This is a genomic window from Micromonospora sp. NPDC020750, assembly GCF_044334565.1.
Classification (GTDB): domain Bacteria; phylum Actinomycetota; class Actinomycetes; order Mycobacteriales; family Micromonosporaceae; genus Micromonospora.
The window spans coordinates 553,737-568,246 of sequence record NZ_JBIRTH010000002.1 but is presented as its reverse complement, the minus strand read 5'-3'; the positions used below and the strand labels follow the sequence as shown (position 1 = coordinate 568,246).

The window sequence follows — 14,510 nt, the reverse complement described above, 5'->3', positions numbered from 1 at the left end:
GGGCCTCCCGGCGCGCGCCCGCCACGGTCAGGGGGCAGGAAGGGCGGCAGGGCACGCCGTCGGGGTGAAGGCGTGCCCTGCGCGGTGTCGTACGGCGTCGGTCAGAAACCCGGGCCGTGCTGGTGGCCGTGGCCGTGCGAGTGGCCGTGGCCCCCGGCGGCCGGCTCGGCCTTCTCCGGCTTCTCCACCACCAGGCTCTCGGTGGTGAGCAGCAGGCCGGCGATCGAAGCGGCGTTGGAGACCGCGCTGCGGGTCACCTTCACCGGGTCGATGATGCCGGCCTTCACCATGTCGACGTACTCGCCGGTGGCGGCGTTGAGGCCGGTGCCCCACTCCTGGTCGGCGACCTTCTGCACCACGACGTAGCCGTCGTGGCCGGCGTTCTGCGCGATCCAGCGCAGCGGCTCGACCAGCGCCTTGCGCACGATCGAGACGCCGACCTTCTCGTCGCCGGTCAGGCCGAGGTCGTCGTCGAGCACCGAGCGGATCTGCGTCAGGGCGGCGCCACCACCGGGCACCGTGCCCTCCTCGACGGCGGCCTTGGTCGCGGCGATGGCGTCCTCGATGCGGTGCTTGCGCTCCTTCATCTCGACCTCGGTCGCCGCGCCCACCTTGATGACCGCGATGCCGCCGGAGAGCTTCGCCAGCCGCTCCGCCAGCTTCTCCCGGTCCCACTCGGAGTCCGAGGCCTCGATCTCCTTGCGGATCTGGGCGACCCGGTCGGCGACCTCGCTGGACTGCCCGCCACCGTCGACGACGGTGGTGTTCTCCTTGTCGACCACGACGCGCCGGGCGGTGCCGAGCACCTCCAGGCCGACCTGGTCCAGCTTGTAGCCCAGCTCCGGGGCGACCAGCTCGGCGCCGGTGAGGATCGCCATGTCCTGGAGCATCGCCTTGCGGCGGTCGCCGAAGCCGGGGGCCTTCACCGCGCAGACCTTGAGGGTCTTGCGGATCGAGTTGACCACCAGGGTGGACAGGGCCTGGCCCTCGACGTCCTCGGCGATGATCAGCAGCGGCTTGCTGTTCTGGAGGACCTTCTCCAGCAGCGGCAGCAGCTCCTCGATCGCCGAGATCTTCTGCGTGGTGATCAGGATGTACGGGTCCTCGAGGACCGCCTCCTGCCCCTCCACGTCGGTGACGAAGTTCGGCGAGATGAAGCCCTTGTCGAACTGGAGACCCTCGGTCACGTCCAGCTCGGTGGCGAGGGTGGAACCCTCCTCGACGGTGATGACACCGTCGCGGCCGACCCGCTCCATCGCCTCGGCGATCAGCTCGCCGATCGTGGCGTCCTGCGCGGAGATCGTCGCCACGTGCGCGATCGACTCCTTGCTGGCGACCTCGACGGCCCGTTCGAGCAGGGCCTCGGAGACCCTGTTGGCGGCCACGTCGATGCCGCGCTTGAGGCCGGCCGGGTTGGTGCCGGCGGTCACGTTGCGCAGGCCCTCGCGGACCATCGCCTGGGCCAGCACGGTCGCGGTGGTGGTCCCGTCGCCGGCGACGTCGTTGGTCTTGGTCGCCACCTCCTTGACCAACTGCGCGCCGAGGTTCTCGTACGGGTTGGTGAGCTCGATCTCCTTGGCGATGGTCACGCCATCGTTGGTGATCGTGGGCACACCGAACTTCTTGTCCAGGACGACGTTGCGCCCGCGCGGGCCGAGAGTGACCTTGACCACGTCCGCGAGGGCGTTGACACCGTGTTCCAACAGGTGTCGGGCGTCATCCGAGAAGCTAAGGATCTTCGCCATTAATGTCCCTTCGAGGCGTCACTGCCCCGGCCCGGCGAACCGGACCGGGGCAGTGACACTGATCGGTTGCCTACTTCTCGATGACCGCGAGAACGTCGCGGGCGGAGAGCACCAGGTACTCCTCGCCGGCGTACTTGATCTCGGTGCCGCCGTACTTCGAGTAGATGACGGTGTCGCCGACGGCGACGTCAACCGGGATCCGGTTGCCCTTGTCGTCGATCCGGCCCGGGCCGACAGCGAGGACAGTGCCCTCCTGCGGCTTCTCCTTGGCGGTGTCGGGGATCACGATGCCCGACGCCGTGGTGGTCTCAGCCTCGTTCGCCTGGACCAGGATCCGGTCCTCGAGCGGCTTGATCGCAACCTTGGTCGCGGTAGTCACGGGCATACCCTCCTGGGGTATTGGTTTCGTTGCTGGCCGACGGGGCCGACCAGCGTCAATCTGCCACATGCCACCGGGCGGGGCCGTCGTCGCGGGTGCCGGTCCGCCTGGCGTTCAGCGCCCGGGCACGGGCCCGGAAGCTGGCACCCTCGATGGGAGAGTGCTAATCGCAGGTTAGGCCGTGGCTAGCACTCCGTCAAGGAGAGTGCCAGCGCGCCACCCGTCGTGTCGCCACAGTTCCGCCACTCGTAACCGCGACACGCCGACGACACCTCGCCACACCGTGTTCGGCTCCCTACCGTCGGTGGCCTCCATCGGAGGCCACCGAAAGGGGAGACCGAGGGTCCCGGACAACCGGCCCCGGAGGCCGCCGACAACCGGGCCGGGGTGGTCGCCGTCCAGGACAGCGAGGGCCCGGCCGGGCCGGTGCTCACCTGCACCCCGGCGAAACTGGCGGGCCTTCGTCGCCGCCGCTCCCGCCCGCTGACACCACCGTCCGGCCGCCGGGCGGACCCTTGCCGGCCCGCAACCGCACAGCCCGGCCGGGGCCGGGACAATGGTCGGGTGGATCTCGACCAGTTCGCCGCCCTGCGTACCCCCGAGGGGTCGGCCGCGCTCGACGCGGCGACCGAGCGGGCCGGCGGCGACCCGCTGGCCGCGGCGGGCGCGCTCCGCTCGGCCGGAATCCCGGCCGGGCTCGCGGCGGCGGCGCTGACCCAGGCGGAGCTGCGCCGCCGGGCGGTCGGCAAATTCGGGCCGGAGGCCGCCGGCATGTTCCTCACCCGCCCCGGGCTGGAGCAGGCCACCCGCCGGGTGGTCGCCGACCGGCGGGCCGACCGGCTGCGCGCAGCCGGGGTGCGCACTCTCGCCGACCTGGGCTGCGGCCTCGGGTCCGACGCGCTCGCCGCCGCCCGCGCCGGCATCCGGGTGTACGGGGTGGAGGCCGACCCGGTGACCGCCGAGATGGCCGCCGCGAACGCCGAGGCCGCCGGGCTGGCCGGCGCGTTCACCGTGGAGTGCGGCGACGCCACGGCGTTCGACGTGGACCGGGTCGACGCGGTCTTCTGCGACCCGGCACGGCGCAGGGCCGGCACCGGGCGGCGGATCTTCGACCCGAACGCCTACTCGCCGCCGTGGGACTTCGTCACCGGCCTGGCCGAGCGGGTGCCGCACACCGTGGTCAAGGTGGCCCCCGGCCTCGACCACGCGCTGATCCCGGCCGGAGCCGAGGCCGAGTGGGTGAGCGTGGCCGGCGACCTGGTCGAGGCCGCCCTGTGGTGCGGCCGGCTCGCCGAGGTCCCCCGCCGCGCCACCCTGCTGACGGAGAAGCCGCCCGCCGGGATGGCCCGTCACCAGCTCACCGGCTCCGGCGCGGTCGAGGCCACGGTCGGCCCGGTCCGCCGGTACGTCCACGACCCCGACCCGGCGGTGGTCCGCGCCCACCTGGTCGCGGAGCTGGCCGACGCCATCGACGCCACGCTCGCCGACCCGAGCATCGCCTACCTGTACGCCGACGCGCCGGGCGCGACGCCGTTCGCCCGCTGCCTGGAGATCACCGACGTGCTGCCGTTCTCGCTGAAGCGGCTGCGCGCCCTGCTGCGCGAGCGCCGGGTGGGCCGGGTCGAGATCCTCAAGCGCGGCTCGGCGCTGGAGCCGGAGAAGCTGCGGCGGGACCTGCGGCTGGCCGGCCCGGAGGCGGCGAGCCTGGTGCTGACCCGGGTCGCCGACGCGCCCACCGTGCTGCTGTGCCAGCCGGTGGGCTGACCCCGGGTCGCCTGCCGCGCCCACCGTGCTGGCGTGCCAGCCGGAGGGCTGGGCCACCGCCGCACCGGTCGGTGGGCGGCCCCCGGTGCGGACCGGTCCTGCCGCAGCGTCGATCCGCCGTTTCCGGTGGCCCGCCGGGCGACGCCGGGTTAGCTTGTCGGACATGGCGGGACAGGGCACTCCGGCGACGGCGCTGCTGAACAGGCGGAAGATCCGGCACAGCACCCACCCGTACGACGTCTCGCCGGACGCGCCGGACTACGGCGCGCTGGTCGCGGCGGCCCTGGGCGTACCCCCGGAGCGGGTGTTCAAGTCGCTGGTCACCGAGGTCGACGGCGTGCTCACCGTGGCGGTGGTGCCGGTGACCGGTGAGTTGGACCTCAAGGCGCTGGCCGCCGCGCTCGGCGGCAAGCGGGCGACGATGGCGGACCGGACGGTCGCCGAGCGGGCCACCGGCTACGTACGCGGCGGGATCAGCCCGATCGGCCAGCGCAAGCGCCTGCCCACGGTGCTGGACGCCGCCGCCCTGACCCACGACACCGTCTACGTCTCGGCCGGCCGGCGCGGCCTCCAGGTTGAGCTTGCCCCGGCCGACCTGATCGCCCTCACCGACGCCGCCACGGCCCCGATCGCGGCCCACTGACCCCACCGCCCACCCGCTGGCCGCCGCTCCCCCCGCGCACCGCAAGCGGCCCGGCCGGACCGGCGGTCCGGGTCGCGTCCGGGCAGTACAGGGCCGGGATGCCTGCTCCCGGCGGGCGGCGGCAGGTGTCGTGGGCGTTGCCGAATTGTTACTGCGGCCGACGAGACTTCAGAACTCGACGGCCTTGTGTCGGACCTGCGGCACGAAATACGTTGCCGGACACAACAAACTGCTGTCCCGCCTTCCACCCCCGAAAGGACCGCACATGCGCAAGGGCTTCCTCACCCTCGCCGTCGTGGGCGTGCTGGCCACCGGCGGCACGGCCGCCTGCGGCCCCAGCAGCGCGGCGGTCGGCAGCGACAGAAAGCCGAAGATCGGGGTGATCCTGCCGGACAGCAGGACCAGCGCCCGATGGGAGGGCGCGGACCGCAGGTACCTGGAGGAAGCGTTCCGGGCCGCCGGGGTCGACTACATCATCCAGAACGCGCAGGGCGACAAGTCCAGCTTCTCCACCATCGCCGACGGCATGCTCACCGCCGGCGTCACCGCGCTGATGATCGTCAACCTGGACTCCGGCACCGGCAGGGCCGTGCTGGACCGGGCGAGGTCGCAGGGCGTCGCCACCATCGACTACGACCGGCTCACCCTGGGCGGCTCGGCCGAGTACTACGTCAGCTTCGACAACGAGGCCGTCGGCAGGCTCCAGGGCGAGGGCCTGAGCCGGTGCCTGGCCGACCAGGGCGTCGAGAACCCGGTGGTGGCGTTCCTCAACGGCTCGCCGACCGACAACAACGCCACCGAGCTGAAGGCCGGCTACGACTCGGTGCTCGGCCCGAAGTTCGCCTCCGGGACGTACGTCAGGGGCCCTGACCAGCCCGTGCCGGACTGGGACAACGCGCAGGCCGGGGTGCTCTTCGAGCAGATGCTCACCCGGACCGAGGGCCGGATCGACGGGGTGCTCGCCGCCAACGACGGCCTCGGCAACGCCGCCGTCTCGGTGCTGAAGAAGAACAAGCTCAACGGCAAGGTCCCGGTGACCGGGCAGGACGCCGACGTGCAGGGCCTGCGCAACATCCTCGCCGGCGACCAGTGCATGACCGTGTACAAGGCGATCCGGAAGGAGGCGGACGCCGCCGCCGCGCTGGCCGTCTCGCTGGCCAACGGCGTCCGCCGGGACACCGGCCAGACGGTCCGGGACCCGGAGAGCGGCCGGGACGTACCAGCCGTGCTGCTGGAGCCGAAGGCGATCTACCAGGAGAACGTCAGGGACGTCGTGGCCGACGGCTACGTCGCCCGGGACAAGCTCTGCGCCGGCCCGTACGCCGAGCGGTGCGCCGCCGCCGGGATCAGCTGACCCGCCCGCCGACCGTCGTACGGAGGAGACCCTGTGTCCGCAACCCCCCTGCTGGAACTGCGCGGGATCGACAAGAGCTTCGGCCCCGTCCAGGTCCTGCGCGACGTCACCCTGTCCGTCCACGAGGGCGAGGTGACCGCGCTGGTCGGTGACAACGGCGCTGGCAAGTCGACCCTGGTGAAGTGCATCAGCGGCATCCACCCCACCGACTCCGGCGAGTTCCTCTTCGAGGGCCGCCCGGTGAGCGTCAACAGCCCCCGGGACGCCGCAGCCCTGGGCATCGACGTCGTTTACCAGGATCTCGCCCTCTGCGACAACCTCGACATCGTGCAGAACATGTTCCTCGGCCGGGAGCGGAGCAACGGCCTGGTCCTGGACGAGTCGGCCATGGAGCAGATGGCCGCCGAGACCCTGGTCAGCCTGGGCATCCGGACGGTGCGGTTCCTGCGCCAGCACGTCGCCAGCCTCTCCGGCGGGCAGCGGCAGACCGTCGCCATCGCCAAGGCGGTGCTCTGGAACAGCCGGCTGGTCATCCTCGACGAGCCGACCGCCGCGCTGGGCGTCGCGCAGACCGCCCAGGTGCTGGAGCTGGTCCGCCAGCTGGCCGACAACGGCCTGGCCGTGGTGCTCATCTCGCACAACATGAACGACGTCTTCGCCATCTCCGACCGGATCGCCGCGCTCTACCTCGGCCAACTGGTCGCCCAGGTGCGGACCGCCGACATCACCCACGCCCAGGTGGTCGAGCTGATCACCTCCGGCCGCTCCGGCGCCCTCGGCCACGCCGAACCGAGCGCCCTCGGCACGGGATCCGACGCCACCACCTGGGGAGCCGTCCGATGACCGCCACCGTCGTCAAGCGGGAAGGGTCCTCGGACGTCGCCCCGGAGCCCTCCGTCGGCAGCCACGTCCGGGACTACCTCGCCCGGCTGCGCGACGGCGACCTGCGCCTGCTGCCGGCCGTGACGGCCCTCGTCGTGCTCTGCCTGGCGTTCGCGATCGTCCGGCCGGTCTTCTTCTCGGCCGCCAACTTCGCCAACCTGTTCACCCAGGGGGCCGCGGTCACCGTGATCGCGATGGGTCTGGTCTTCGTCCTGCTGCTCGGCGAGATCGACCTCTCGGCCGGCGTCGCCAGCGGGGTCTGCGCCACCGTCCTGGCCAAGGTGGTCAGCGACCTGGGCCACCCCTGGTACGTCGCGGTGCTCGCCGCCGTCGCCACCGGCGTCCTCATCGGCCTGACGCTCGGCTTCCTGGTGGCGAAGGTGGGCATCCCGTCCTTCGTGGTGACCCTGGCCGGCTTCCTGGCCTTCCAGGGCGTGGTGCTGCTGCTGATGCGGGAGGGCACCAACATCGCGATCAACGACGAGGTGATCATCTCGATCGAGAACCGGTGGGTGCCGCCCCCGATCGGCTGGCTGCTGGCGGGGGTCGCGGTCGCCGGATACGCCGTCACGCAACTCCTGCGGCACCGCGAGCGGACGGCCCGGGGGCTGGTCACCGAGCCGGTCGCCGTGGTCGCCGGCCGGGTCGCGGCGCTGGCGCTGCTCCTCGGTCCCGCCGTGTACGTGTTCAACCAGGAACGCAGCATCAACCCGCTGATCAGCTCCAACAAGGGCATGCCGATCGTGGTGCCGCTCATCGCCGTCCTGCTGGTCTTCTGGACCTTCGTGCTCGACCGCACCGCGTACGGCCGGCACCTGCTGGCCGTGGGCGGCAACCGGGAGGCCGCCCGCCGCGCCGGCATCAACGTGGACCGGATCCGGATCTCCGCGTTCGTCGTCTGCTCCGCGATGGCGGCGGTCGGCGGCATCATCGCGGCCAGCCGGGACAGGTCGGTGGACCCGAACACCGGGGGCAGTAACGTGCTGCTCTACGCGGTCGGAGCGGCCGTGATCGGCGGCACCAGCCTCTTCGGCGGCAAGGGTCGCATGATCAACGCGGTGCTGGGTGGGGCGGTGGTAGCGGTGATCATCAACGGGATGGGCCTGCTCGACCTGAGCTCCGGCCTCAAGTACCTCTTCACCGGGCTGGTGCTGATGCTGGCCGCCGGGGTGGACGCGCTGTCCCGCCGGCGGTCCGCCACCACCGGCGCCCGCTGACGACGTGCGACACGGAGTGCCGGTGGCGATGCGCGCAGGACCCAGCCAGGACGAGATCCGTCGGCAGAACCTCGGTGCCCTGCTGCGCTACGTGCACGTCCACGGCGCGACGACCCGCGCCGAGCTGACCACCGTGCTCGGGCTCAACCGCAGCACCATCGGCGCGCTGACCGCCGACCTGACCGGCGCCGGCCTGGTCAGCGAAGGGACGCCGCGGGAGACCGGCCGGGCCGGCCGGCCGTCGCTGGTCGTCCGGCCCGAGTCGGAGCGGGTGTACGCGTACGCGTACAGCGTGGAGGTGGACCGGCTGCGGGCCGCGCGGGTCGGCCTGGGCGGCGCGGTGCTCGACCGCCGGGAGCTGGACCGGCCCCGCAACCTGCTGGCCGGGGAGGCCGCGCCGCTGCTGGCCGGGGCGGTCAAGGAGATGCTCCCGGCGGTGCCGGCCGGCGCGGTCTGCGTCGGGGTCGGGGTGGCGGTCTGCGGCATGGTCCGCCGCGACGACGGCCTGGTCCGGCTGAGCCCGCCCACCGGCTGGGTGGACGAGCCGATCGGCGCGGCGCTGGCCGCCGAGCTGGGCATCGACGTGCCGATCACGGTCGGCAACGTGGCCGACGTGGCGGCCTTCGCGGAGCACGCCCGGGGCGTCGCCGCCGGCTGCGACAACATCATCTATCTGTACGGGGACGTCGGCGTCGGCGCCGGCATCATCGCCGGCGGCCGGCGGCTCACCGGGCACGGCGGGTACGGCGGCGAGGTCGGCCACATGGTGGTGGTCCGGGAGGGGGCCCCCTGCGAGTGCGGCTCCCGGGGCTGTTGGGAGACCGAGATCGGCGAGCACGCCCTGCTGCGGGCCGCCGGCCGGCACGACGCCCGGGGCCGCGACGCGCTGCTGGCCGTCTTCGACGCCGCAGGTCGGGGCGACGCCCGGGCCCAGACGGCGGTCCGCCAGGCCGGCGACTGGCTCGGCTTCGGCGTGGCCAATCTGGTCAACATCTTCAACCCGGAGATGGTCATCTTCGGCGGCACCATGCGTGACCTGTACCTGGCCTCGGCGGCCCAGGTGCGCAGCCGGCTCAACTCGATCGGGTTGTCGGCCTGCCTGGAACACGTCCGGCTGCGCACCCCGAAGCTGGGCGCCGACGCGGCCCTGGTCGGCGCGGCCGAGCTGGCCTTCGAGCGGCTGCTCGCCGACCCACTCGACGCCGGCTGACCGGCTTTCCGCCCGGTGCGGCCCGCCCCTGGCGGCGCGGCTGCGTACCCTGTCCTTCGTGGACGTCGAGCTGCGCGCCTCCGACGACGACCGGCACCGGGTGGTCGCCGAGCTGCAACGGCACACCTCGGCGGGCCGGCTCAGCCTGGACGAGTTCTCCGAGCGGGTCGGGGTGGTCTGGTCCGCCCGTACCCTCAACGACCTGGCCGCAGTGACCCGGGACCTGCCGGTCGAACCGACCCCCGCCGGGCCGGCCGCCGACCACGGCCGGCGGGACCTGCTGGTCGTCTTCGCCGTCGCCGTCGCCACCCTGGTCCTGCTCGGCCTGCTGATGGCCCTCACCCGCTGACCCGGCCGCCGGCCCCCGGGCTCAGCCGTGCCAGGAACGCCACAGTGCGGCGTAGGGGCCGCCGGCCGCGACCAGCTCGTCGTGCGAGCCCAGCTCGGTGATCCGGCCGTCCTCCACCACGGCCACCCGGTCGGCGTCGTGCGCGGAGAAGAGCCGGTGCGCGATGGCGATCACCGTCCGGCCCGCCAGCACGGCGGCCAGCGAGCGCTCCATGTGCCGGGCTGCCCGGGGGTCGATCAGCGAGGTCGCCTCGTCCAGGACCAGGGTGTGCGGGTCGGCCAGCACCAGCCGGGCCAACGCGAGCTGCTGGGCCTGCGCCGGGGAGAGCGCGTGCCCGTCCGCGCCGACCACCGTGTCGAGGCCCTGCGGCAGCGCGTCCGCCCAGTCCAGGGCGTCCACCGCCCCCAGCGCCGACCGGACCCGGGCCGGGTCGGCGTCGGGCCGGACCATCGCCACGTTGTCGGCGAGCGTGCCGATGAAGACGTGGTGCTCCTGGGTGACCAACGCGACGTGGGTGCGCAGCTCCGCCAGGGGCAGCCCGGCCAGCGGCCGGCCGTCGACGGTCACCGACCCGGTGCGCGGGGAGTGCACCCCGGCCAGCAGCCGGCCCAGGGTGGACTTGCCCGCCCCGGACGGCCCGACCATGGCCAGCTTCTCCCCCAGCTCGGGCACCAGGGTCACGCCGTGCAGCACGTCCCGGCCCTCGCGGTAGGCGTACCGGACGTCGCGGGCGGCGAGCCGGGGAGCGGCCGGGCCGCCGCCCGCCGAAGGCCGCGGGGACCCGACGGCCGGGGCAGGGCCCGCGTCGTCGGCGGCGGCCACCCCGAGCAGCCGGGCCATCGATGCGCCACCCACCTGCAACTCGTCCAGCCAGGAGAGCAGCCGGTTGACCGGGTCCACGAGCTGCTGGGCGTAGAGGGTGGCCGCGGTGACCTGACCGAGGCTGACCCAGCCCTCCAGGTAGAACCAGCCGCCGGCGACCAGGGTGGCGACGACCGGCACCACGTATCCGAGTTCGGCGACCGGGAAGAAGACGGTGCGCAGCCCGAGGGTGTACCGCTCGGCCGCGTACGACCGGCGGATGTCGGCGGCGCTGCGGGCCTGGCGGCGGGCCTGCTGGCGCAGCGCCTCCGTGGTCCGCGCCCCCTCGACGGTCTCGCTGATCCCGTCGGTGATGTCGGAGTACGCGGCGTTCTCCCGCAGGTAGCCGTCCGGGGCGCGACGCAGGTACCACCGGGTGCCGGCCCACAGGATCGGCACCGCGAGCAGGCTCGGCAGCACGAGCAGCGGCCCGGTGAGCAACAGCGCGACGACGACGAACACGACGGTGACCAGCGCGATCAGGGTCTCCGGCACCGCGAACCGAACCGTCCTGGACAGCGCGGAGACGTCCCGGGACGCCCGGGTGAGCAGGTCGCCGGTGCCGGCCCGCTCCACCGTGGACAACGGCAGGGCGAGCAGCCGATCGACGAACTCCTCGCGCAGTTCGGCGAGCACCCCCTCGCCGAGCCGGGCCGACGCCAGGTGGGCGAACCGCACCAGCACCGACTGTGCCACCACGAAACCGCCGATGGCCAGCGCGATCCGGTCCACCGAGACGGTCGAGGTGCCCTGGGAGATGCCCTCCACCAGGTCCCCGAGCAGCCGCGGCGCGACCAGCCCGGCCGCCGCGGCCAGCGCGTGCAGGCCGAGCGCGACGGCCAGGGCGCGGGGGTGACGGCGGACCAGGGCGCGGGCGTACCGGCGGACCTGGCCGGCGTCGGCAATCGGCAGCGCGGTGGTCATCAGCTCTCCCCCCGGCTCACCGTGGCCGCGTAGCGCGGCTCGGTGCGCAGCAGTTCCTCGTGCGGCCCCTCGGCCACCACCTTGCCGTCCTCCACGAAGACCACGTGCTCGGCGCGGCCCAGCACCAGCGGGCTGGTGGTGCAGACCAGGGTGGTCCGGCCCCGCCGGGCCGGGCCGAGCCGCGCGGCGATCCGCGCCTCGGTGTGCGCGTCCACCGCGCTCGTCGGCTCGACCAGCACCAGCGTCTCCGGGTCGGCGACCAGCGCCCGGGCCAGCCGCAGTCGCTGCTGCTGGCCGCCGGAGAACTCCCGGCCCTGCTCGGCGACCCGGCCGTCCAGCCCGTCGGACAGGGCGTCGACGATGTCGGTCGCGCTCGCCGCGTCCAGCGCCGCGAGGATCGTCGCCGGCCCGGCCGCGTCGTGCGGGTCCAGCTCCGCCCGCAGCGGGCCGGTGAACAGGTACGCGTCGTTGTCGGCCACCAGGATCCGCCCGCGCACCGCCGCCAGCGCCACCTCCCGCAGCGGTACGCCGTGCAGCGTCACCTCCGCGTCGACGTACCGGCCGAGCCGGTCGGCGATCGCGGTGGCGTCCTCGGGCGCGGCGGCAACCAGCGCGGTGAGCCGGCCGGCCGGCACGACCAGCCCCGACTCGGCGTCCACCAGTTCGCCGGGGCCGGCCGGCAGGGTCACCGGGCGGGCCGGGTCGACCAGCTCGGGGGCGAGCCGGAGCAGCCGGACCACCCGGCGGGCCGCCACGTGCCCCCGGATCAGCCGGTCCACCGACTCGGTGAGGTTACGCAGCGGGCTGACCAGGAACGCGGTGTAGCCGTAAAAGGCGACGAGCTGGCCGGCGGTGATCTCGCCGCGCAGCGCGAACCGGGCGCCCAGCCAGGTGACCAGCACCAGAAACGCGCCGGGCAGCAGGATCTGGGTCGCCTCCATCAGCGACTCCACCCGGGCCACCCGCAGCCCGTCGGCGCGCAACGCCTGGGACCGGGCCCGGTACCGGGCTGACAGCACCGGCTCGCCGCCGACGCCGCGCACCACCCGCAGCCCGGAGACGATGTCGCCGGCCCGGGCGGTCAGCTCCCCCTCCGAGTCCCGGTACGCCTGCTGCCGGTGGTGCAGCGGCCGGATGAGCAGCCCCACCACGGCCATCAGCAGCGGCACCCCGAGCACCACGACGAGGCCGAGCGGCACCGACGTGGAGAGCAGGATCACCGCCACCGTGGCGATGGCGACCAGCGATCCGGCGCCCCGGGCGGTGGTGTCGATCGCATGGCCAATCTGGTCGATGTCGGCCGTGCCGATGCTGACCAACTCGCCCCCCGCGACCCGGCGGGACAGCGCGGCCCCCAGCCGGTTCGCCGCGCCGACGGTGACCTGCACCGTCCGGTACGCGCCGCCCAGCCAGTTGTGCATTGCGCACCGGTGCCGCAGCAAACCCGCGCCGGCCTGGAGCACGCCCAGCCCGAGCAGGGCCAGCCCCCAGGTGACCAGGGCGCCCTGGTCACGGTGGGTGAGGCCGGCGTCCACGGCCCGGCCGACGGTGGCCGGCATCAGGGCCTGGGCGACCATCCAGACCACGCCGAGGCCGATGGCGGCGGAGAAGAGCAACGGTTGCCGACCGGCCAGCCAAACCAGGTAACGGGTCGCCGAGCGGTCGTCGGGTACGCCGGGATCGCCGGCCGGTTCGAATCGCATGACCCGCCGACGCTAGGCGGTGGAGAACCGGTTGCGCCACCGCATTGCCGCTGCTCAGGTCCGTCCGGGCACGGGATGGGCCGGCCAGGGCGACCGGGGTTGCGTTCTGGGCCTGTCCTGACCGGCGGCAGCCGGCCGGGTTCAGCGGTCGACCTGGGTGAAGTCCCACGAGTGCGGCGGGCGGGCGACCAGCGTCGCGGGCGGGTCGGGCAGCGGCCGGGGGCTGCTGCGCCACTTCGAGATCACCACCACCCGGTGGTCGGTCGAGCTGAACACCTCGCTGGACAGGTGCAGCGGGTCGTGCTCGAACTCGGGCAGGGCGGTGTCGCAGACCCAGGTGATCAGGTCGGCGAAGCCGTAGGCCTCCGCCCGCGCCTCCCACATCCGTACGATCACGTCGTCGTTCCCCTCGCCGTCACGTCGAGCCGTCACACGCTCACCGTGGTCAGCGGCAGGGCCGAGTCGGCCGGCAGGTCGAGCCGGCTCGGCGCGACCCCGGCGGCGACCAGGTGGGAGCCGAGCGCGGCCACCATCGCCCCGTTGTCGGTGCACAGTTGCGGCCGGGGCACCCGCACCCGGATGCCCAGCTTGGCCGCCCGGTCCTCCGCGAGCACCCGCAGCCGGGAGTTCGCCGCCACGCCCCCGCCGATCACCAGCGTGTCGATCCCGTGGGCCCGGCAGGCGGCCAGCGCCTTCGTGGTGAGCACGTCGCAGACCGCCTCCTGGAACGACGCGGCCACGTCGGCCACCGGCACCGGCTCGCCGGCCCGCTGCCGGGCCTCCACCCAGCGGGCCACCGCCGTCTTCAACCCGGAGAACGAGAAGTCGTACCGGTGCGCGGCGAGGTCCTTCGCGGCGGTGAGCCCGCGCGGGAAGCCGATGGCGGCGGCGTCGCCCGCCCGGGCCTCCCGGTCGATGTACGGCCCGCCGGGGAACGGCAGGCCGAGCAGCCGGGCCACCTTGTCGAACGCCTCCCCGGCGGCGTCGTCGATCGTCGCCCCGAGCGGAGTCACCCCCCGGGCCAGGTCGTCGACGAGCAGCAGGGACGAGTGCCCGCCGGAGACCAGCAGGGCGATCGCCGGCTCGGGCAGCGGCCCATGTTCGAGGGTGTCCACGGCGACGTGCGCGGCGAGGTGATTGACTCCGTACACGGGCTTCTCGGCCGCCAGCGCGTACCCCTTGGCGGCGGCGACGCCGACCAGCAGCGCACCGGCCAGCCCCGGGCCGGAGGTCACCGCGATGGCGTCGATGTCGGCGATGGTCACCCCCGCCTCCCTGAGCGCCCGGTCCATGGTCGGCACGATGGCCTCCAGGTGGGCCCGGCTGGCCACCTCGGGCACCACGCCGCCGAACCGGGCGTGCTCCTCGACGCTGGAGGCCAGCGCGTCGGCGAGCAGGGTGTGCCCGCGTACGATGCCGACCCCGGTCTCGTCGCAGGACGTCTCGATGCCGAGGATCAGCGGTTCGTCAGCCATGTCT

General features: G+C 73.8%; 13 protein-coding genes. 7 read left to right on the top strand and 6 right to left on the bottom strand.

The window, feature by feature from the left end; all coding sequences use genetic code 11:
• Positions 1–101 precede the first annotated feature (101 nt).
• Positions 102–1,745, bottom strand: coding sequence for a chaperonin GroEL (groL, locus tag ACH4T9_RS07900; RefSeq protein ID WP_396670285.1), 1,644 nt, complete (start codon positions 1,743–1,745; stop codon positions 102–104).
• 70 nt (positions 1,746–1,815) lie between these two features.
• Positions 1,816–2,130 carry a co-chaperone GroES gene (gene groES / locus ACH4T9_RS07895; protein WP_350881844.1) on the bottom strand — a complete coding sequence of 105 codons (315 nt, stop codon included), beginning with the start codon at positions 2,128–2,130 and terminating at the stop codon, positions 1,816–1,818.
• 558 nt (positions 2,131–2,688) lie between these two features.
• On the opposite strand from groES, the gene ACH4T9_RS07890 reads away from it, so the two are divergent.
• From ACH4T9_RS07890 to ACH4T9_RS07860, 7 genes are all read left to right on the top strand, one after another.
• A complete protein-coding gene (locus ACH4T9_RS07890; protein WP_396670286.1) occupies positions 2,689–3,888 on the top strand; it encodes a methyltransferase domain-containing protein in 1,200 nt (399 codons plus the stop codon).
• Positions 3,889–4,051: 163 nt separating this feature from the next.
• Positions 4,052–4,531, top strand: a complete 480-nt coding sequence (gene ybaK, locus ACH4T9_RS07885; protein WP_396670287.1) for a Cys-tRNA(Pro) deacylase — start codon at positions 4,052–4,054, stop codon at positions 4,529–4,531.
• 265 nt (positions 4,532–4,796) lie between these two features.
• Positions 4,797–5,885, top strand: coding sequence for a sugar ABC transporter substrate-binding protein (locus ACH4T9_RS07880; RefSeq protein WP_396670288.1), 1,089 nt, complete (start codon positions 4,797–4,799; stop codon positions 5,883–5,885).
• A gap of 33 nt (positions 5,886–5,918) precedes the next feature.
• Positions 5,919–6,728: an ATP-binding cassette domain-containing protein gene (locus ACH4T9_RS07875; RefSeq protein ID WP_396670289.1), complete on the top strand. Its 810-nt coding sequence runs from the start codon at positions 5,919–5,921 to the stop codon at positions 6,726–6,728.
• Positions 6,725–7,984: a sugar ABC transporter permease gene (locus ACH4T9_RS07870; protein ID WP_396670290.1), complete on the top strand. Its 1,260-nt coding sequence runs from the start codon at positions 6,725–6,727 to the stop codon at positions 7,982–7,984. The genes ACH4T9_RS07875 and ACH4T9_RS07870 overlap by 4 nt, the downstream gene beginning before the upstream one ends.
• Positions 7,985–8,012: 28 nt before the next feature.
• Entirely contained in the window at positions 8,013–9,194 is a 1,182-nt protein-coding gene (locus tag ACH4T9_RS07865; RefSeq protein WP_396670291.1) for an ROK family protein, read from the top strand.
• A 58-nt stretch (positions 9,195–9,252) separates the two neighbouring features.
• A complete protein-coding gene (locus ACH4T9_RS07860; protein ID WP_396670292.1) occupies positions 9,253–9,543 on the top strand; it encodes a DUF1707 domain-containing protein in 291 nt (96 codons plus the stop codon).
• A 21-nt stretch (positions 9,544–9,564) separates the two neighbouring features.
• On the opposite strand, the gene ACH4T9_RS07855 is transcribed toward ACH4T9_RS07860, so the two are convergent.
• The 4 genes from ACH4T9_RS07855 to tsaD all read right to left on the bottom strand — a co-directional run bounded on the left by ACH4T9_RS07855 (position 9,565) and on the right by tsaD (position 14,506).
• Positions 9,565–11,328 (bottom strand): ABC transporter ATP-binding protein, encoded by a 1,764-nt coding sequence (locus ACH4T9_RS07855; RefSeq protein ID WP_396670293.1) that lies wholly within the window; start codon positions 11,326–11,328, stop codon positions 9,565–9,567.
• Entirely contained in the window at positions 11,328–13,031 is a 1,704-nt protein-coding gene (locus ACH4T9_RS07850; RefSeq protein ID WP_396670294.1) for an ABC transporter ATP-binding protein, read from the bottom strand. Before ACH4T9_RS07850 ends, ACH4T9_RS07855 begins: the two co-directional genes overlap by 1 nt.
• 141 nt (positions 13,032–13,172) lie before the next feature.
• Positions 13,173–13,427 carry a hypothetical protein gene (locus ACH4T9_RS07845; RefSeq protein WP_117665155.1) on the bottom strand — a complete coding sequence of 85 codons (255 nt, stop codon included), beginning with the start codon at positions 13,425–13,427 and terminating at the stop codon, positions 13,173–13,175.
• A 32-nt stretch (positions 13,428–13,459) separates the two neighbouring features.
• The gene (tsaD, locus tag ACH4T9_RS07840; RefSeq protein WP_396670295.1) at positions 13,460–14,506 is read right to left on the bottom strand and encodes a tRNA (adenosine(37)-N6)-threonylcarbamoyltransferase complex transferase subunit TsaD; all 1,047 of its coding nucleotides are present in this window, start codon (positions 14,504–14,506) and stop codon (positions 13,460–13,462) included.
• Between the last annotated feature and the right edge of the window lie 4 nt (positions 14,507–14,510).